18 protein-coding genes are annotated in these 18,210 nt (G+C 69.9%); 6 read left to right on the forward strand and 12 right to left on the reverse strand.

Going from position 1 to position 18,210, the window contains the following annotated elements; genetic code table 11:
• The first annotated feature begins 33 nt into the window (after positions 1–33).
• The 4 genes from CT688_RS13515 to CT688_RS13535 all read left to right on the forward strand — a co-directional run bounded on the left by CT688_RS13515 (position 34) and on the right by CT688_RS13535 (position 3,344).
• The gene (locus CT688_RS13515) at positions 34–828 is read left to right on the forward strand and encodes an aminoglycoside O-phosphotransferase APH(3')-IIa (RefSeq protein WP_000572405.1); all 795 of its coding nucleotides are present in this window, start codon (positions 34–36) and stop codon (positions 826–828) included.
• Positions 812–1,981 (forward strand): histidine kinase dimerization/phospho-acceptor domain-containing protein, encoded by a 1,170-nt coding sequence (locus CT688_RS17820; protein WP_234414833.1) that lies wholly within the window; start codon positions 812–814, stop codon positions 1,979–1,981. The genes CT688_RS13515 and CT688_RS17820 overlap by 17 nt, the downstream gene beginning before the upstream one ends.
• A gap of 113 nt (positions 1,982–2,094) precedes the next feature.
• Positions 2,095–3,123, forward strand: a complete 1,029-nt coding sequence (locus tag CT688_RS13530; protein WP_197431428.1) for a hypothetical protein — start codon at positions 2,095–2,097, stop codon at positions 3,121–3,123.
• Positions 3,123–3,344 (forward strand): hypothetical protein, encoded by a 222-nt coding sequence (locus CT688_RS13535; protein WP_107757320.1) that lies wholly within the window; start codon positions 3,123–3,125, stop codon positions 3,342–3,344. The genes CT688_RS13530 and CT688_RS13535 overlap by 1 nt, the downstream gene beginning before the upstream one ends.
• A 177-nt stretch (positions 3,345–3,521) precedes the next feature.
• Here CT688_RS13535 and CT688_RS18015 read toward each other — a convergent pair whose 3' ends face one another.
• Both CT688_RS18015 and CT688_RS13550 read right to left on the reverse strand, forming a co-directional pair.
• Entirely contained in the window at positions 3,522–5,345 is a 1,824-nt protein-coding gene (locus CT688_RS18015; RefSeq protein ID WP_156607269.1) for a WXG100 family type VII secretion target, read from the reverse strand.
• Positions 5,346–5,437: 92 nt separating this feature from the next.
• Positions 5,438–6,073 (reverse strand): DUF3558 family protein, encoded by a 636-nt coding sequence (locus CT688_RS13550; protein WP_107757322.1) that lies wholly within the window; start codon positions 6,071–6,073, stop codon positions 5,438–5,440.
• Positions 6,074–6,380: 307 nt separating this feature from the next.
• Here CT688_RS13550 and CT688_RS13555 point away from each other — a divergent pair, with 307 nt between their 5' ends.
• On the forward strand, positions 6,381–6,620 hold the full coding sequence (locus CT688_RS13555) for a hypothetical protein (protein WP_107757323.1): 240 nt from the start codon (positions 6,381–6,383) through the stop codon (positions 6,618–6,620).
• Between the two features lie 74 nt (positions 6,621–6,694).
• Complete coding sequence (locus CT688_RS13560; protein WP_107757324.1) at positions 6,695–8,071, forward strand: HNH endonuclease signature motif containing protein; 1,377 nt, start codon at positions 6,695–6,697, stop codon at positions 8,069–8,071.
• A 23-nt stretch (positions 8,072–8,094) separates the two neighbouring features.
• On the opposite strand, the gene CT688_RS13565 is transcribed toward CT688_RS13560, so the two are convergent.
• The 10 genes from CT688_RS13565 to CT688_RS13610 form a co-directional block, all read right to left on the reverse strand.
• Positions 8,095–8,955 carry a cytochrome c biogenesis CcdA family protein gene (locus tag CT688_RS13565; RefSeq protein WP_107757325.1) on the reverse strand — a complete coding sequence of 287 codons (861 nt, stop codon included), beginning with the start codon at positions 8,953–8,955 and terminating at the stop codon, positions 8,095–8,097.
• Positions 8,952–9,563: a TlpA disulfide reductase family protein gene (locus tag CT688_RS13570; RefSeq protein WP_107757326.1), complete on the reverse strand. Its 612-nt coding sequence runs from the start codon at positions 9,561–9,563 to the stop codon at positions 8,952–8,954. Before CT688_RS13570 ends, CT688_RS13565 begins: the two co-directional genes overlap by 4 nt.
• A gap of 3 nt (positions 9,564–9,566) precedes the next feature.
• Positions 9,567–10,187 carry a histidine phosphatase family protein gene (locus tag CT688_RS13575; RefSeq protein WP_182612683.1) on the reverse strand — a complete coding sequence of 207 codons (621 nt, stop codon included), beginning with the start codon at positions 10,185–10,187 and terminating at the stop codon, positions 9,567–9,569.
• Positions 10,188–10,504: 317 nt separating this feature from the next.
• Complete coding sequence (gene hemL, locus CT688_RS13580) at positions 10,505–11,854, reverse strand: glutamate-1-semialdehyde 2,1-aminomutase (RefSeq protein ID WP_370446311.1); 1,350 nt, start codon at positions 11,852–11,854, stop codon at positions 10,505–10,507.
• A gap of 45 nt (positions 11,855–11,899) precedes the next feature.
• Entirely contained in the window at positions 11,900–13,714 is a 1,815-nt protein-coding gene (locus CT688_RS13585; protein WP_234414834.1) for an alpha/beta fold hydrolase, read from the reverse strand.
• 324 nt (positions 13,715–14,038) lie between these two features.
• Complete coding sequence (locus CT688_RS13590; RefSeq protein WP_107757329.1) at positions 14,039–14,281, reverse strand: hypothetical protein; 243 nt, start codon at positions 14,279–14,281, stop codon at positions 14,039–14,041.
• Positions 14,278–14,820, reverse strand: a complete 543-nt coding sequence (locus CT688_RS13595; protein WP_107758215.1) for a hypothetical protein — start codon at positions 14,818–14,820, stop codon at positions 14,278–14,280. Before CT688_RS13595 ends, CT688_RS13590 begins: the two co-directional genes overlap by 4 nt.
• The gene (locus tag CT688_RS13600; protein ID WP_107757330.1) at positions 14,807–15,406 is read right to left on the reverse strand and encodes a hypothetical protein; all 600 of its coding nucleotides are present in this window, start codon (positions 15,404–15,406) and stop codon (positions 14,807–14,809) included. The genes CT688_RS13595 and CT688_RS13600 overlap by 14 nt, the downstream gene beginning before the upstream one ends.
• On the reverse strand, positions 15,403–16,446 hold the full coding sequence (hemB, locus tag CT688_RS13605; RefSeq protein ID WP_107757331.1) for a porphobilinogen synthase: 1,044 nt from the start codon (positions 16,444–16,446) through the stop codon (positions 15,403–15,405). The genes CT688_RS13600 and hemB overlap by 4 nt, the downstream gene beginning before the upstream one ends.
• 51 nt (positions 16,447–16,497) lie before the next feature.
• Positions 16,498–18,141, reverse strand: a complete 1,644-nt coding sequence (locus CT688_RS13610) for a bifunctional uroporphyrinogen-III C-methyltransferase/uroporphyrinogen-III synthase (protein ID WP_107757332.1) — start codon at positions 18,139–18,141, stop codon at positions 16,498–16,500.
• Positions 18,142–18,210 lie beyond the last annotated feature (69 nt).

The following is an 18,210-nucleotide window of genomic DNA, read 5'->3' on the forward strand; positions in this document are numbered from 1 at the left end:
TCTGATCAAGAGACAGGATGAGGATCGTTTCGCATGATTGAACAAGATGGATTGCACGCAGGTTCTCCGGCCGCTTGGGTGGAGAGGCTATTCGGCTATGACTGGGCACAACAGACAATCGGCTGCTCTGATGCCGCCGTGTTCCGGCTGTCAGCGCAGGGGCGCCCGGTTCTTTTTGTCAAGACCGACCTGTCCGGTGCCCTGAATGAACTCCAAGACGAGGCAGCGCGGCTATCGTGGCTGGCCACGACGGGCGTTCCTTGCGCAGCTGTGCTCGACGTTGTCACTGAAGCGGGAAGGGACTGGCTGCTATTGGGCGAAGTGCCGGGGCAGGATCTCCTGTCATCTCACCTTGCTCCTGCCGAGAAAGTATCCATCATGGCTGATGCAATGCGGCGGCTGCATACGCTTGATCCGGCTACCTGCCCATTCGACCACCAAGCGAAACATCGCATCGAGCGAGCACGTACTCGGATGGAAGCCGGTCTTGTCGATCAGGATGATCTGGACGAAGAGCATCAGGGGCTCGCGCCAGCCGAACTGTTCGCCAGGCTCAAGGCGCGGATGCCCGACGGCGAGGATCTCGTCGTGACCCATGGCGATGCCTGCTTGCCGAATATCATGGTGGAAAATGGCCGCTTTTCTGGATTCATCGACTGTGGCCGGCTGGGTGTGGCGGACCGCTATCAGGACATAGCGTTGGCTACCCGTGATATTGCTGAAGAGCTTGGCGGCGAATGGGCTGACCGCTTCCTCGTGCTTTACGGTATCGCCGCTCCCGATTCGCAGCGCATCGCCTTCTATCGCCTTCTTGACGAGTTCTTCTGACGATGACCTGCGGCCCATCCCGGTCGCGGGGGATGACGAGATCGCTCGACTCACCGCGAGTTTCAACCAGATGCTCGTCGCGCTGGGGGAGAGCAGGGAGCGACAATCGAGGCTCGTGGCCGACGCCGGTCACGAGCTCAAGACGCCCCTGACCAGCCTGCGCACGAACGTGGAACTGTTGATCGCCGCGAGCAGGCCGGGGGCGCCGACCATCCCGGACGCCGACAGGGGGGCGCTCGAGGTCGACGTGGTCGGTCAGATCTCTGAACTCACCCAGCTCGTCGGGGACCTGGTCGAACTCGCCCGCGAGGATTCCGGGGACGTCGAACTGGAACCGGTCGCGGTGTCGGAGGCGGTGGAGCGGGCCCTCGAGCGGGTCCGACGGCGACGTCACGACGTGCACTTCGACGTGGAGCTGGCGCGCCGGTCGTGGCGGGAGATCCTGGACGAGGCCGCGAAGGCCGGCGGGGCGACCTTCTACGGCACCGGCATGAACCCGGGCCTCAACCAGATCCTGGGCATCGTCGCCTCGGCCGACGTGGCCGAGATCGAGAACGTCACGACGATCGAGTCCGTCGACGTCTCCTGCCACCACTCCGCCGAGACCTGGAAGGAGGTCGGCTACGGCCGGCCCGTCGACGATCCCGCGCTGCCGGGGATGCTTCGGAAGTACACCGAGGTGTTCGCCGACTCGGTGCACATGATGGCCGACGCGTTCGACCTTGAGCTCGATGAGGTGGTGTTCGACTGCGAACTGGGCGCCTGCACGGAGGACGTGGACTTGGGGTGGTACCAGCTGCCCGCCGGATCCCTCGGCGGGAGTTACATCAAGTACCTCGGAATGGTCGACGGCGTCTCGCGGATCGAGACCCACCTCGAATGGCAGATGACCCCGCGCACCGAGCCGAAGTGGGACATCAAGGGCTGCTACATCACGATGATCAAGGGCGATCCGCAGATCTACAACAAGCACATGATCTTCCCCGCCCCCGGAGTGGACCTCTCCGATCCCGAGGACTTCGCCTCCATCGGTATGACCGTGACCGGGCTACCCGCCCTCAACTCCATCCGGTCGGTCATCGCCGCCCCACCCGGGATCGTCACCAGCGCGGATCTGCCGCTGCGGACGTTCGCCGGCAGGTTCGCGAAGTAGGGACCTCGGGGCCGGCCGGACGCCGGGCCGGCCCGGCGCGATCCGTCGACTGGTGGAACCGTGCGGGGCCTCCGGGCCGTCAGACACTGTGACGGCGCGCGAGAGGGGACCGAGTGGTGTACACGATCGGCCGGGTCAGGCGGTGGGACGCCGCGGGCGTGACGACGGCGAGGTCTGCCGTGGCAGAGCGGCAGACCATCGCCGCCGAGGCCCGAACGACCATCGCCGACGGACGCTCGGCGCTCGACGCGGGCTGGGACGGGGTCGCCGCCGATGCAGTCCTCGACGCCGCCGAGCGCGAGAGGATGCACGTCAACAGACTCGCGGATGGGCTCGGGGATCTGGTGGACGCCCTCACCCGCGCCGCCGCCGCGGTGGGGCCGGCGGTTCAGGCGGTTCGTGACCGCATCGCCGAGGCCGAGGCCGCCGGTCTCGTGGTGGGCGAGGATTCGGTGGGACCGGCGCCCGGCCGCGATGAGATCACCCAGGATGTCGTCGACGCGCATGTCGAGGCCCTCGGCCACGCGCTGGCCACCGTCAGGTCGTTGGACGAGCACTACGGCAGGGAGATCGACACGGTCGCCGGCACGATGTACCGGGCCATCCCGCCGGAAGTGGACAGGGGGGCCATTCCGGCTGCCGGGGCAGGGGCCCTGGGAACGGCCGCCGGCGGTGCGGCTGAAGCCGTCGACAGAGGGGCGCTCGCCCTCGCGGACGAACACGACCCTGAGACCAGGGGTAGGCACAAGCTGAACCCGAAGCCGGACGACGCCGGGCGTCGGAGCGCGGGACTCCTCCGGGGCCTCGGCAGGTTCACCGGTGCCGCCGGGGCGGGAGTGACCGTGTACGAGGGCCTCGATGAATACGTCAAGGGAGAGAAGTCGGCGCCCGAGGCCATCACCGAAGCGATCGGTGCCTTCGGCGGCGGGGCGGGAGGCGGGGCTCTCGCCGGCGCGGCGGCGGGGTCGTACCTCGGGCCGGTCGGCACGTTCGTCGGGGCCGGGATCGGCGCCGGGGTCGGCGCATGGCTCGGCGAGAGCGCCGCGGACAGGGTCTACGACACGCTGACGCAGGGGGAGGCCGCCGACACGCCGGGTAACACGAGTGATCCGGAGAAGAACACGAACAGGGGTGGAAACTGATGGCAACGGGCGAGAGCCGGGAACCCGGAAACGAGTTCGAGCACGGAAGCGAGGACATTCCGTTCTCCCGGTGGGGAGACATCAAGATGCGGTTCGTCGCCAGCTGGCGACAAGACCACATCAAGAGGTACGGCATGTACTTGTGCGTCATCTGGTTTGTCGGGTTGATCGGATACGAACTCGTCATGCGCCTGCTCGAGGCGTTGGGGCTCGCCGGGTGAGAGTTGCCGTGTGAAGGTTGCCGGGGTGAGGGCTACCGGGTGAGGGCTGCCGGGTGAGGGCTGCCGGGTGAGGGCTGCCGGGTGGTGCCGAACCACACAGCTCGTCGATTCCGGGGCGGCGGGGCAACACCTCCCGGGCGATTGTCGGGTTCTTTCGCGCCGCATCATGGCCGGCGGTCACGTGGCGTTGTCGTCTCCGGCATCTCGCCGTCCGATGACCCGGCTGACCACCGGCTGCTCCTGCTTCTGTTCGGTTTCGACGTTCTCGGGCGGCGGAGTCCTCCCCAGAACCGCGGGGGCGACCTTGACCGGTTCCCCGATGATCTCCGAGGTGTTGGTGGCGTTGGTCAGATACGCGGCCGGCGTGTGACCGCGACGGCCCTCGTTCTGGCCGGTCGCCGCGGCGCCCATCATTCCCATGGGCATCATCCCTGCACGACTGGCGTGGGCCCCACCGCTCGATGACGAGAACGCCCCCGCGGGCGCACCCGTAGATGCCGAACCCGCCGCCATACCGCCGGCCCCCGGCGCTGCGGCCGTGGGGCCTCCCACGCCGGGGCCACTGATCCTGGGGCCGCCCGGGGTTCCGAAGCCCGCCAGCGTTCCTGCGCCACCCATCCTTGCCGCCCCGGCTCCTGCTCCCGCGGCTCCGGCGCTTCCGCCGAGCACCCCGGCGGCCGAGCCGTAGCCACGTTCCCGCTGCGTGGTGCCGTTGCGGATACCTCGCGCCCCTGCGGCGCCCCCGGCTCCACCGGGTTGCCCGTTGGCTCCGACGACCGGCGCGAACGGTGCGGCAGCCGCATGAGTCGAGGTGTTCATGCCGCCGGCGTGCGTGCCACTCGCGGTCGCACCGCTCGCACCCGATTGACCGGCGACGCCCGCTACTGGGCCCCCGCCATCGACCGCCGCGCTCCGAGAGGCCAGAAACGCCTGCTCAGTTGCGGCATCGGAGGCGTTCGGCAGGCTCGTCGTCGCCCCATGGCCAGCACTCCCGCCCACCGCGACGAGCCCTCCCGGACTCCCCCCTCCCCCGGCGGCGGCGAGCGCGGCGGCAGTAGGCGCCGCCGGGCCGGAGGGCCGAATCACTCCGTCCACATTCCACGCCGACAGCAGATCGACACCGTTCGCGCCACCCAGCGCCGATGTCGAGACCACCAGGTACGGGCTGGGGATGTCCAGGTCGGCGAGGTTGGCGTCCATCACGGCGGGGCTGTAGACGGTGTTGACCGTCGCTCGTGCCTGCTCTTCCGCGGCGGCCTGGGCTGCCGCCATGACGGCGGCGGTGTGAGCGGTCGGCGGGCCGTGGACGCCGTCGTATCCCGGGGTGTTGAGCTGGGCGGCCTGGAGCGTCGCGGACTCCTCCCCGATTCTGGTCTTGGTGGTGATGAAGCCGTCCTCGGCGGTGCTCGCCTTGGTGGCCACTACTTCGAGGACCGTGGCCAGTCTGTCGACCGATTCGGTGAACGATCCCACCGAGGTGCTGGCCTGGCTGGCGAACTCACCCTGCCATTGGCTGCCCAGCGCGTCGCCCAAACCGCGTCGCAGGTCAGCCGCCGCTGTGCGGAGGCGTGTCGCGACGGTGCTGACCCGATCCCGGACGTCGTGGAACTGGGACGGGTCCAGAGCCTGAGCCCCGGACACCAGCCTCTCCAGTGGGGCTCCGGACACCTCCTCGGGACCCACGCGGTCATACCCGCGCGGCACACCGAGCCCTTCGGCGGCGTCCAACAACGTGAGGGTCGCCCCGATCGAGCCCATCAATCCCAGACTCTGCAACCCTGCCGGCTCCTGCGCCGCCTTCCCCAGCGCGGCCGCCACCGCCTCGTCCTGTGCCTCGATCAAACCGCCGGCGGTAGCGAAGAGCATGGACATCGCCTTGGCCTGGTCGATGAAGCCATTGAGGAGCGTCCGAAGATCCTCCCCCACGAACACCGAATACACGGCGCCGATCTGGCGGGCGGTGTCGAAGGAATTGGGGGTTGGCGTCTGCGCAGCAGCCATATCATCGTTTGAGGCGTCTCTGACGGTGGATATGAACTCTTCACACAGCCGTGCGCATTCCTTCGCCGCGCCTGGACTAAGGTGAACGACCATCAAAAGTCCCCTTCAGGAAGATGTCTAGCGATTGGAACAATCGCCTTTTCTAGAACATTGCAGGCTTTAGCGAATGGCACTCCGTTGAATTCATTTAGTCCACTAACCAAATCTAGTTTGACCCACACAGTGCCAGCCTGCGTGAAGAATAGCTGCAGACAGGTACTAGCTGAATGGTCCCCCGCCTCTACCAGTTGAAGACTGCTCCGCCCAAAAAGTTCACGCTCCGGATCGATGACGACAAAACTCGGGTCGACAAGATATTCTTCTCTCGGCTTCCACGTTGCCAAAACGTTCAAATGGACGTTTCGGCTTCTCCAACCACACACCACAATCTCGCCGGGCTTATGACGAGCAAGAAGCTCATTAACTTCAACCGGCCCGCCGACGCCCTCCTCCACCGCTTCGATGGGGATCTCGGCGCACGGGTCGAAAAGTGGTGGCCGCTGCTCAATCGGCAGGTCCCAGGGGTTGCCCGGCTCCTCGGCGACTGCTGAGCTCGTCGTCGCCGTGTCGCCGTCTTGACCCACTCCGCACGCGGACACCACCGCGAGCGCGGCGAACGCGGCGACTGCTCCCCTTATCGTCCTCACGATCTGTTTGACGCCCCGGCCGGACGGACGGTTCCACCCCATTCATCGCGGCCACTCCGGAGACCAACCCGGCACTGGAACCCCCCGCCTGACACGCGCCGTCGTACCAGGCAAGGGCACACGAGCCGGGACAGGGGGACCCGGTGGGATATTCGGTTGCTGCAGGGAGTCGATAGGACACCGGTGGCGCGACGACGGCGAGCCGCGATCGAATCCTCCATCGGCGAGAAGTTCGGCGAACTGGTCTACGAATCGCTGACCGAACACCACGCCCTGCTGCTCCGGCAGTACCACTAGGCGATCTGCGATCTAGGGGAAGGACCACCGGTGGACGAGCACGGGGAGTTGATTGAACCCCGGAAGCGCGACCGAGGACCGGGCGTCTCGGAGCGCTAAGGACGAGGCAGAGGCCGAGAGGAAGCGGGAGATAGACGAGCTGAATCGCCGAATTCGCAAGCGGAGGCTGTGGCCCGGGCAAGTAATCCGACCGTCTCACTTCGAGGCCTTCATCGTGGTGGCCGCGACGATGTACCTGCTGACGGCCTGGTTGCTCATCTCCCCCATGATCGTGGCGTTCTGGCCCCGGTAGACGCCGCTGCCCCGGATGTAACCCCTGAACTGCGCCGACGCAGTGTGTCGTACCCAGGTGATCTAATCGAACACATGAGCGAGACGGTGAGTGGTGGGACGACGGGGACAGAGTTGGCGGTAGTACTCGCCTCGCTCGATCAACACCTGCAGCGCGACTGGACCGATACCCCGCCGCCCCAGCTGCACGCCGAACTCGTGGCGCTCGAGCAGATCCAACGCCGCATCCGCGCGACACAGGCCCGCGTCATGGCCGCCGCCCGCGCCACCAGCACTGCCCGCGAGATGGGCTTCATCAACGATCGCCAGATGCTCACCGGGGGGCTCAGGCTGGCACCCGGGGACGCCCGCGGACGACTCGACGACGCCGGTATCGCCGAGTCGGCGCGTATGCGCGCCAGCGCCTCCGGCGCCGTGTCCGCCGGTCAGCTCCGAGTCATCGGTAAGGCCTTGGACGCGCTGTCCGATGAGTGCGACGACGAGGTGCGCGATCGCCTGGAGCAGAAGTTAATCGAGGCTGCCGAGAAGTCCACCACCCGGCAGCTGCAGGACCACGCCCACCGGCTGCTCGACGCTCTCGACCCGGGCCGCACCGAACGCGATGCCGCAGAGCGAGCCCGCCGCAGATCCGTGACCTGCGGAGGCCAGGGACTGGACCTCATGGCCACCGCGAGCATGACCATGGACCCGCAGCTGGCGGCTCTCATGCGCGAAGTCCACGCCCGCTGGGGCCAACCCGGCCGGCTGTGGCCCGACCCCGATGCACCAGACACCCGCAGTGACGGCCAGCGGATGCATGACGCGATGGTTCACGCGCTGCAGCTGGCCCTGTCCGCCGACGCCCGCCGGACCGGGGCGCCCGCGGCGATCGTCGTGCGCGTCGACCTCGACCAACTCACCACACTGGCCGGCTGCGGGCAGAGCGACGGCGGCATCCGCATCCCGGTGCTGCAGGCCCTGTCCATGGCGCGCGGCAACCACTGGTTCCTGGCTCTGTGCGACCAGGAGATGGACCTCAAGCTCTACCGCAGCCGCAGAACCGCCTCCCGCTATCAACGGCTCGCCCTGTTCGCCGCATACGGAGGGTGCACCCACCCGGACTGCGACCAGGACGCCAGACACTGCGAAGCACACCACAGCGCAGCGCCCTGGTCAGCCGGCGGGCTGACGAACATCGACCAACTCGCCCTGGCCAGCGGCGACTGCCACGCCATGATCCACGCGACCGGCTGGAGGACGATCCCCGACCGCACCGCGCCTCAGGGAGTCCGATGGATCCCACCCTCCGGCACACCACGTGTCGCGGCACCACCACCGGCCAAGGCGGGACAGCAGCCGCTGGCACCCCTCGAAGCGCCGATTCTGCCGTTCGCGCTGCTCCGAGACCTCGACGACGGCATCCGCCGACGGTTCGGCGCCGCCGCTGATGGGGAGAGGGCGAAGGCCGCGTGACCCCGGGGACTGTCAGTCGCCGTCTAGATGGGCAGGGTCGTATCCGAGATGGCGAAGTCGCGGAGCCAGTCGATGAACAGGGCCCACGCGCCGGAGAGCAGCAGCAGGCCCACGATGATGAGCATCACGCCACCGAACACCTGGATGGCGCGGGTGTGCCTCTGCAGCCACCCGACGGTACGCATCGCCCAGGTCGAGCCGAAGGCCACCAACACGAACGGCAGACCGAGACCCAGGCAGTAGGCCACGATCAGCACGACGCCGCGCGCTGCGTCGACACCCGTCCCCGCGGCCACGGACAACGCCGCCGCCAGGGTCGGCCCCAGACACGGCGTCCAGCCCAGCGCGAAGACGGCACCCAACATCGGTGCGCCGACCCACGTCGAGAGAGACTTGGGCTGCATGCGCGTGTCCCGCTGCAGGGTCGGCACGAGGCCGATGAAGACCAGGCCCATGAGAATCGTCACCACACCACCGAGACGCTGCAGCAGCTCCTGTTGCGGTGCCAGGTACTGCACGGTGCCCAACACCATGGCGCTGAGCGCCACGAACACCACGGTGAACCCGCCCACGAAGAGCAGCGACGCCATCACGACCCGCATGCGGGAGGCGCGACGAGTGCGGCGTTCGTCGACAGTCATCGTCGCCGTGGCGGCCCGCTGACGCTCGGCTGCGGCCACGGTGACCGGGGGACGCTCGGCGCCCACGACACTCGCCAGGTACGCGACGTACCCGGGTACCAGTGGGATCACACACGGCGAGGCGAAGGACACGAGCCCCGCCAGCACACATGCGCCCAGCGCCAACAGGATCGGACCACTGGCCACGGTCTGCTGGAAGGTCTCCCCCACGCTCTGCGCGAGCAGGATCGTCTCCGGGGTCACACCGGCTCGACCTCCTCGGCCAGGATCGCCGAGACGGTGCCCCGCAGCTTGTCATCGGTGATCTCCGCCAGGTACACCGCCGCCACCCGGTGCTGCTTGTCCAGGATGATCGTGGCCGGCACCACGGACGTCGGGAACCCGCGCAGTGCGGCCACAGCGGCGTTGCTGGGATCCCAGATGGAGGGGAACGTGATGCCGTTGTCCTCGACGAAGTCGACGGGCTTCTGGCGGTTGGGATCGCGGAGGTTGATACCGAACACGGTCGCGCCCTGGGGCTCGAACTCGTCCTGCAACCGCTGCAGGTCGTCGGACTCAGCGCGACACGGGCCGCACCACTGGCCCCACAGGTTCAGAATCACGACCTGCCCCTCGAAGTCCTCCTGGACGTTGAGCGTGCGATCCGGGTCCAACAGGTCCGGACCGGTGAGCGTGGCGACGGGTCTGCGCTCGGACGGGGGATCGTAGTGGATCTCCAGCTGGCCGTCCGGGCTGACGAACTCGAACGTCTCCGGGCCCGTCACCACCGCGTCCGTGCTGGTCGCGCAAGCACCGGTGACGAGGGCGCCCGCCAGGAGCAGGGCGCCGAGTGCGGCCTTGGGGTGTCGCATGGATCAGGCTCCCGTCTGCGACGGGTCAGACGCACCCGCCGGCTCGGAGTAGACGATCTCGCGCAGCGTGGTCCCCTCGAAGACCAGGGAGGTGATCGAGGCCAGAGAACACTGCCGCGAACGGGGGTCGTGCCACAGTCGACGGCCCTCGAGGAACCTCCGCGTGGTGTACACCGGCAGCTGGTGGCTCACCAGGACCGCCTCGTGTCCGCGGGCGGAGTCGAGCGTGGAGTACACGGCCCCGATCATCCGATGCGCGATCTGCAGGTACGGCTCGCCCCACGAGGGCCGCAGCGGGTTGACCAGGATCGGCCAGTACCGAGGGTTGCGCAGCGCACCATCCCGACCGCCGACCTTGTTGCCCTCGAAGCGGTTGTCGGCCTCGATGATGTCCGCGTCGATCCCCACCGGAAGGCCCAACGCCTCGGCCAGTGGGGCGGCGGTCTCCTGGGCGCGCTGCAGCGGCGAGGCGACGACCGACACGATGTCGTGCCCCTGCCCGAGGGTGCGGGCCACGGTCTCGGCCTGACTCCGCCCCAGCTCGGAGAGCCGGAAACCCGGCAGGCGGCCATACAGCACCCCGTCGGGGTTGTGGACCTCCCCGTGGCGGACCAGGTGGACGATGGTCTGCGTCTCGGTCCCGCGGGCAGACGAATCCCGATGTGTCGACGACGACGCCGAGAGCGGTTCACCCGGAGCGGAGATCGAGCCCGGCGCGGCCCCGTAGGCCTCGGCTCCCTCCTGCTGCTGCGGGACGGAGGTCTCCGCGGGGCGGGCACCGGCCTCGGAAGCGTTCAGCGACGGCGGCGCCTCGGCGGGCGCGGGATGCTCCCCGCGGAGGGGGATCGGCAATGACGTGGGCCCCGTCGACGGGACGTCGAACACCCCGCGCAACCCCCGACCGCGCATGCCCTGACCGCGCTGCGCGCCACCGGCCCGGCTCATCGCGTGGCCTCCGGGTCGGATGCCGCGGCCGCGGCCTCGGCGGCCACGGGCAGGGACTCGGAGATGTGCTGGAAGTCGTCGTCGGTGAGTGCGGTGGAGACGAACCAGGTCTCGAAGGCGCTGGGCGGGGCGTAGATGCCCCGATCCAGCAGGGTGTTGAAGAACGGTGCGTACCGGAACGTCTCAGCGGCCTTGGCCCCGGCGTAATCGCTGACCTGCTGGTCGGTGAAGAACACGCTGAGCATCGTCCCAGCGCGCTGGATGGTGTGTGCGACCCCGGCTGCGTGCAGGGCATTGCCCAACAGCGCCCCGAGGCGATCCGCATTGGTCTGCAGCGTGTAGTAGCAGGCGTGGTCGGCCAGGCGCAGGGAGGCCAGGCCAGCCGCCACCGCGACCGGGTTCCCCGACAGCGTGCCCGCCTGGTACACCGGCCCGGCGGGGGCGAGCGAGGACATCACGTCGGCGCGGCCCCCGAACGCGGCGGCGGGCAGCCCGCCGGACATGACCTTGCCGAACGTGGTCAGGTCGCCGGCCACGCCGTCGATGCCCCACCAGCCACGTTCCCCGGCCCGGAAGCCGGTCATGACCTCGTCCATCACCAACAGCGCGCCGTTGTCCGAGCACAGGGTGCGCAGCTCCTCGTTGAAACCGGGCAGCGGCGGGACGGTACCCATGTTGCCGGCGGCGGCCTCGGTGATCACGCAGGCGATCTCGCTGCCGTGGGTGGCGAACACCACGCGGACCGCCTCGATGTCGTTGTACGGCAGCACGATCGTGTCGTGAGCGGTCGCTCCGGTCACACCGGGCGAGTCCGGCAGGGCGAACGTCGCGAGACCCGATCCGGCGTCGGCCAGCAGCGCGTCCACATGACCGTGGTAGCAGCCGGAGAACTTGACCACCTTGGACCGGCCGGTGAACCCGCGAGCAAGGCGCACCGCGCTCATGGTGGCCTCTGTGCCGGAGTTGACCAGGCGCACCTCCTCGACAGAGGTCCGACCCACGATCTCGCGCGCCAGCTCGATCTCGCCCTCGGTCGGGGTGCCGAAGCTCAGCCCGCGGGCGGCGGTCGACTGCACGGCGTCGACGATCGCGGGGTGGGCGTGGCCGTGGATCATCGGCCCCCACGAGCTCACCAGGTCGATGTAGGTGTTGCCGTCGACGTCCGTCATGCGCGAACCCCGCGCTTCACGGATGAAGCGCGGGGTGCCGCCCACGGAGTTGAAGGCGCGGACCGGGGAGTTGACCCCGCCGGGGATCAGCTCGCGGGCCTCGGCGAAGAGCTCGGCCGATCGGGTGGTGCCGGACAGGCCGGACGGGGTCGGGAAGGCATCGCTCGCAGACGTCACCCGTCCAGTGTCTCAAAGACCGCTCCCGAGCACCCCCTCGCGGTGTCAGCCCTGCGGCGCGGCGGGCTGGGCGTGCGGCGCGAACACCGCCTTGACGGCGGTCTCGACCTGTCCGGCCACGTCCTGGAGCGCCTTCTCGGCCTGCTCATGCAGGTCCTGCGGGGTGGGCAGCGGGCCCGGTGCCGGGATCACCGGAGCCGGCACCGCGGGCGCGGCGACGGGGGCGACCGGAGCGCCCACCGACCCCGCCACGGGGGCGGGTGCGGCGGCCGCACCGGCGTCGCGGTGGGTGCCGTACCAGTCGTCCGCACCGTCGACGGGGGCGGACATGCCCTGCTGGGCTGCGGCCGCACGCTCGGCCTGACCCCACCGGGGCAGCGGCTCCGGGGAGGGCTTTCCCTCGACGCGACCCGGGGTGGCGACGCCGGTCTCGAGGAACTCCATCACCACGGCGTCGACAGCCGCGTTACCGGTGCGGAAGGTGCCGTGATCACCGCCGCCGACGACGACCAGCGTCCCCCCGAGCGTCTCGACGACCCGGTGTGCGCCGGCGATCGGGGTGACGGCGTCCTTCTCCGAGTGCAGGACGAGCGGCTTCTGGTCGAGGGCGTCACCGTTCGGCTGGATGGTGCGCGCGACCGGTGCCCAACCGACGCAGTCGTCGCCGGCGGCCTCGGCGGCCGCACGGGTGGTGAGCCTGTTGCCACCCGTGTACCTGTCGGCCTTGGCCGCCATGACTCCCAGCTCGCTGGACGGCGAGGCGGTCTCGTTGCACGTGATGATCGCGTTCATCTCGATGTCGGTGCGGAAGACCGGCGAGCGGCTCTCCTGCGCGGCGACGATCCGGGCGGCCGTCGCCGGGTCGACCCGGGCGATGGTGCCGCCGTCGTTGTAGTACTTGAGCATGTGCGCGAGCATCGGCCACGCCTGCTCGGAGTAGGTCGCCCCCACCGTGGCGTCGTACAACCCGGTCGTGGCGTTGTTGGTCAGGCCCTGCAGCGCGAGGGCGCGTCCGAGACCCTCGGCGCGGGCCAGGGCGGGCGCGGTCCCGTTGAGGGTGTCCAGCGCGGGCCGCTCGAGCGCGGTGCCCCGCAGCTCGACGGGCAGGTCGCGGGTCTCGGCCGGCGGCGGGGTGAGGTTGGCGGGCCCCCCGACCTCCTGGTCGGTGACCCACTTCCAGGAGTAGAAGACCTTGCGGGGGGTGTCGCCGAGACCGTAGTAGTCGTCGCGCTCGGCGATCCAGGCGAAGATGTCGTTCAGGCGGCGCTCCTGGGCGAGCGCGCCCTGCTCGGCCTGCTGGGACCACCGCCAGTCGGGGTGCGTGTTGGAATCCAGCACCATGCGACCGGTGTTCTCGGGGAACAGGGTCGCGAAGTCGGTGCCGATCGCGGTGCCGTAGGACACGCCCACGTAGTCGATCTCCGCGAGCCCGAGCGATTCGCGGACGGCGTTCATGTCGCGGGCCGCGTTCTCGGTGGTGAACGAGGCCATGTAGGCCGGATCGGTGCCGAAGCAGGCGTCATGCAGCGCGTTGGCGGAGGTGGGGCCGACAAAGGCGACGTCACAGGTCATCGGGTTGGAACCGTAGAGGCCCCGCGGCTGGACGGCCACGAGATCATGGTTCTCGTACAGGCCGGCCGGCGCGGTGCCGTCCAGGGGCGGACTCCAGAAGTTGAGCGCGTAGTTGCCGGGCCCCCCGGGGTTGCCGAACACGGCCGACCTGGCCTGCCCGGACGAGGCCTTGATCCGGGTCAGCGCGACCTCGGTCCTGGCGCCGTCGGGCTGGCTGTAGTCGACGGGGACCTCGACCGTCCCGCACTCGAGACCCGCCGGCATGTACTCGGCCTCGATCCCGAGCATCTCGGTACAGTCCTGCCACTTGACCGGGGCGGCGGCGGCCACTCCGGTACCAAGAAGTGCGATCGCCCCGACGACCGCGGTGGTGCCAACGAAAGTGCTAGACGGCTGCACCGATCCCCGATTCCATGTTGTGTAGATGACTGCCATACGAATCGGACGCCGCGACCACTCAAGTTCACGAGCGTCACAAGCGTCCGAACCGGTCCAAATGTAGCCTGTGGTCGACCACGCGAAGCGCCAACCCGCACCGACTCAGGGAACCGTCATCCGATCGTTACAGCCGGTGCGTCCTGCGGGACGAAACCGCTGGCAGAAGTGGATATATCACCGTCTGTTCCGGTGTCCGCGCCCGAGGACCGCGAGTGTCGTCGACACCATCGAGAGCGCGGCCGACAGCGTCGCCGCCAGCAGCAGCCAGGGCTCGGTGTAGGTCCGCATGATCACTCCCTCGACCGGGGGGTCCACCACGGGCGGCCGCACGGCCACGAGGTCGCGCGACAGCCACCACAACACCACCGCCAGAGCCGCCGCGAGGACGGCGAGCGCGGCGTGGCGCCGGGCGGTCACGTCGGATCCGCGGCGCTGCCCGGACCGGCGCCCCCGGAGCCGGTGCCGACGGAGCGGACCGCGTCGCGGAGGGCGGCGTGCAGGGCGACCGGATCACGGGTCCAGGCCCGCACTTCGGCACCGGTGTCCAGGCGCAGGCCCACGGAGCGCCGTCGGCGCGGGACCTCCCGCAGCTCCCCGAGCGTGCGGGCGGTCTCCCATGAGGCCTCGGGGCGGCCGTCACCGGGCAGCGGGAGCACCTCCTCCACGCGGGCCAGCTCGAGCTCCTCGGTTCCCTGGATGTACACGGTCGGGGTGAGTCGGACGCGACCGTGGACGCGGGTGGCGGCGATCATCACCCCGTGGCACATCGCCGAGGCGATCGCACAGACCGTGAGCATGAGCCAGTGGACGGGCGCACCGGTGACCAGTTCGAACGCCGCGGCGCCCGCGCAGAACAGTGGCGCGGCGAAGATCCAGGCCCAACTCCACCCGTCCTCGGCGTACAGGATGGGCCCCTCGGGTTCGGACCCCGGCCGTTCGGGTTCACTCGCCGGCACGCGCACCGCCGCCGGTCGTGAACTTCATCGCCTCGGCGGTGTGCTGGCGCCACACGGCGGTCGCGGCGCACAGTCCCGCGAGAATCTGCAGCGAGATCACCAGGAAGGTGACGATCTCGCCCCGCTCCCCCGCGACCGCGACCCCGCCGAACACGCCGATCACCACCGAGACCGCGTCCACCACGAGGAATACCGCGACGATGTCCAGCATCGTCCGGGCCCAGCCCTTCCCCGCCCGCAAGCGGAAGGCCAGCCACACGGTCACCACGGCCGCGACCATCGCCAGTACGGCACCCACGCCCCGCGCGAACCCGAACAACGCCTCGATGGAGATGTCCGCGGTCCCAGTGGTCTCGACCGCGTCGCGGAAGGCGTCACGCGTGGCCGGGGGGAGGTCACCGAAGCGCGTGGTGGCGGCATTGAGCAGCATCCCCACGAGTGCGAAAGCGGTCGCGGCGAGCCACAGTCCCCACGCGGAGTGAACGTCGTCGGGCACCGGCCCGGCGGGGCTCTCCGGTCGACCGTCGGCGCGCTCGGAGGGCCAGTCGGTGCGTTCGGGTGGACGCCACGGCCCGCTGCCCGTCACCGCTGGCCCCACCCGTCGGCGAGGAGGCGTGCGGCGTGCAGCGCCCAGTAGGTCAGGACGATGTCCGCTCCGGCCCGACGGATGGAGGTCAACGACTCCATCACCGCCGGGTCGTGATCGATCCACCCCCGCTCGGCGGCGGCGGAGATCATCGCGTACTCCCCGGAGACCTGATAGGCGGCGACGGGGACGTCCGAGAGCTCGGCGGTCTGGCGCAGCACGTCGAGATAGCTCATCGCCGGCTTGACCATGACCATGTCGGCACCCTCGTCCAGGTCCAGGCAGACCTCCCGCAGGGACTCGCGCAGGTTGGCGGGGTCCTGCTGATAGGTACGCCGGTCACCGCGCAGCGAGGATCCGACGGCCTCACGGAACGGCCCGTAGAACGCGCTCGCGTACTTGGCGCTGTACGCCAACACGGCCACGTCGTGGAAGCCCTCGCGGTCCAGCGCCTCGCGGATGGCGATGATCTGACCGTCCATCATCCCGCTCGGCCCCACCACATGGGCTCCCGCGGCGGCCTGCGCCACGGCGAGTTCGGTGTATGCCGCCAGGGTGGCGTCGTTGTCGACGACCTGTTCGCCCCGCGGATCGGTACCCAGGACGCCGCAGTGCCCGTGGTCGGTGAACTCGTCCAGACAGGTGTCGGCCATCACCACGAGGTCGTCACCCACCTCCTCGCGGACGGTCGCCAGCGCCCGGTTGAGGATGCCGTCGGCCGCGGCGCCGCAGCTGCCGACGGCGTCCTTGTCCGCGTCGTGCGGAACCCCGAAGAGCATGATCCCGCCGAGTCCCGCCTCGGCGGCGGCGACGGCCTCGGCTCGCAGGGAGTCGACCGTGTGCTGAACCACCCCGGGCAGGGAGGAGATGGGCTTCGGCTCCGCGATCCCGTCGGCGACGAACGCCGGAAGGACCAGCTGCCTGGGGGCGAGCGTGGTCTCGGCGACGAGCCTGCGCATCGCCGGCGTCGAGCGCAGCCGTCGCGGGCGCACCAGCGGTGCCGGGACGGATGCGGGATCGGTCTCACGCGGTGTGGTCACGGGCTCCACTGTACGAAAGTCGCCTGTCACGCGGCGCGGCGCCGGTCGGTGTCAGCGCCGGCGCGCGCGACGCCGCGGGGGAGGCAGCTCGCCCGCGTCACGCAGCTGGTCGGCGTGCGCGGCGAGCGCGTCCACCAGGTCCAGCACCGACGCGTTGTCCGGCTGCACGTCCACGCGCAACCCGAACTCGGCGGCGGTCTCGGCGGTGCGCGGACCGATGCACGCGATCAGTGTCCGGGCGTGCGGCTTGCCGGCGATCCCCACCAGGTTGCGGACCGTGGAGGAGCTGGTGAAGCACACGGCGTCGAACCCGCCGCTCTTGATCATCTCGCGGATCTCCGCCGCCGGAGGGGCCGCGCGGACCGTGCGGTACGCGGTGACGTCCTCGATCTCCCAGCCGCGGCCGGTCAGCCCCTCGGCGAGGGTCTCGGTCGCGATGTCGGCGCGCGGCAACAGGACCCGGTTGACGGGGTCCAGGATGTCGTCGTACGGCGGGAAGACCTCGAGCAGACCCAGGCTGGACTGCTCGCCGGAGGGCAGAAGCTCGGGCTGGATGCCCAGCTCGCGGACCCGTTCCGCGGTGCCCTCGCCCACGCAGGCGATCTTCACACCGGAGAACGCGCGCGCGTCGAGGCCGAACTCGCAGAACTTCTCCCACACCGCGCGGACCGCGTTGGAGGAGGTGAAGACGACCCACTGGTAGCGGCCGTCGACGAGGCCCTTGACGGCCCGCTCCATCTGGGCGGGGCTGCGGGGCGGCTCGACCGCGATGGTGGGGACCTCCACCGGCACGGCACCGTGCTCGGCGATGCGCTGGCTCATCTCGGCGGACTGAGCCTTGGTCCGGGGCACCAGCACGTTCCAGCCGAACATGGCCCGCGACTCCCACCACTGGTGGCGATGGCGTTCGCCGGCGGACTTGCCGATGGTCACCACGAGGTCGCCGTCCATCTCGCGACCGACCTCGGCCATGGTGGCCAGGGTGCCGTCGGCGGACTTCTGCGCGCAGAGCGAACCGGCGCAGGTCACGGTGACCGGGGTCCCGGCCCCCAGGCCCTGCTCGGCCAGCCCCGACGCGGCCTCGGCGAGGTGCCGGCCGGTGGTGCGCAGGACGATCGGACCGGGCGAGCTGACCAGGGAGGCCCAGTCGACCTTGCCGCGGCCGTCCGCGAACACGTAGCCGGACCCCAGGGCGATGCCCGCGAACGCGGGGACCGCGGTGGCCTCGGCGACACCCGGCACGACCTCGAACGGCACCACGGTGCGTCCGACCGCGGCGATCTCGGTGACGGTGGCGTCGGTCGTCATGGGGTCGCCGGTGACCAGCCGCACCACGTCGCGCCCCTTCTTGGCCTCGGCGACGAGCTGCTTGGCCACGGCGGCCGGTTCCCCCAGGACGGGACGCACATCCGCGGCGGTGGGAGCCGGCAGGGTCTTGAGGCGTTTGATCTCCGCCTTGTCCTCCGCGGCGACGGCGGCGTCCATCTCGGCGCGGCGGGCGTCGAGCAGTTCCTCCGGAACCGGGACGTCGCGTGCGACGAGCGCGAGCACCTCCGGGGAGACGTCGGCGTCGGCGAAGACCAGTGCGTTCCCCGCGAGGACCTCCCGGGCCCTGCAGGTGAGCATCCCCGCGTTGCCTGGGCCGCCGCCGACGAAGCGGACGGTTCCGGGGCGGGTGGTGCGTGCTCGAGTCATTGTTCGTCTCTCCGTGGGGTGGGTGTCGCGCGCTGGCTGCGCGCGACGGGGAGGTTCAGGGGACATGGA

Source organism: Dietzia sp. JS16-p6b (assembly GCF_003052165.1).
Classification (GTDB): Bacteria; Actinomycetota; Actinomycetes; order Mycobacteriales; family Mycobacteriaceae; genus Dietzia.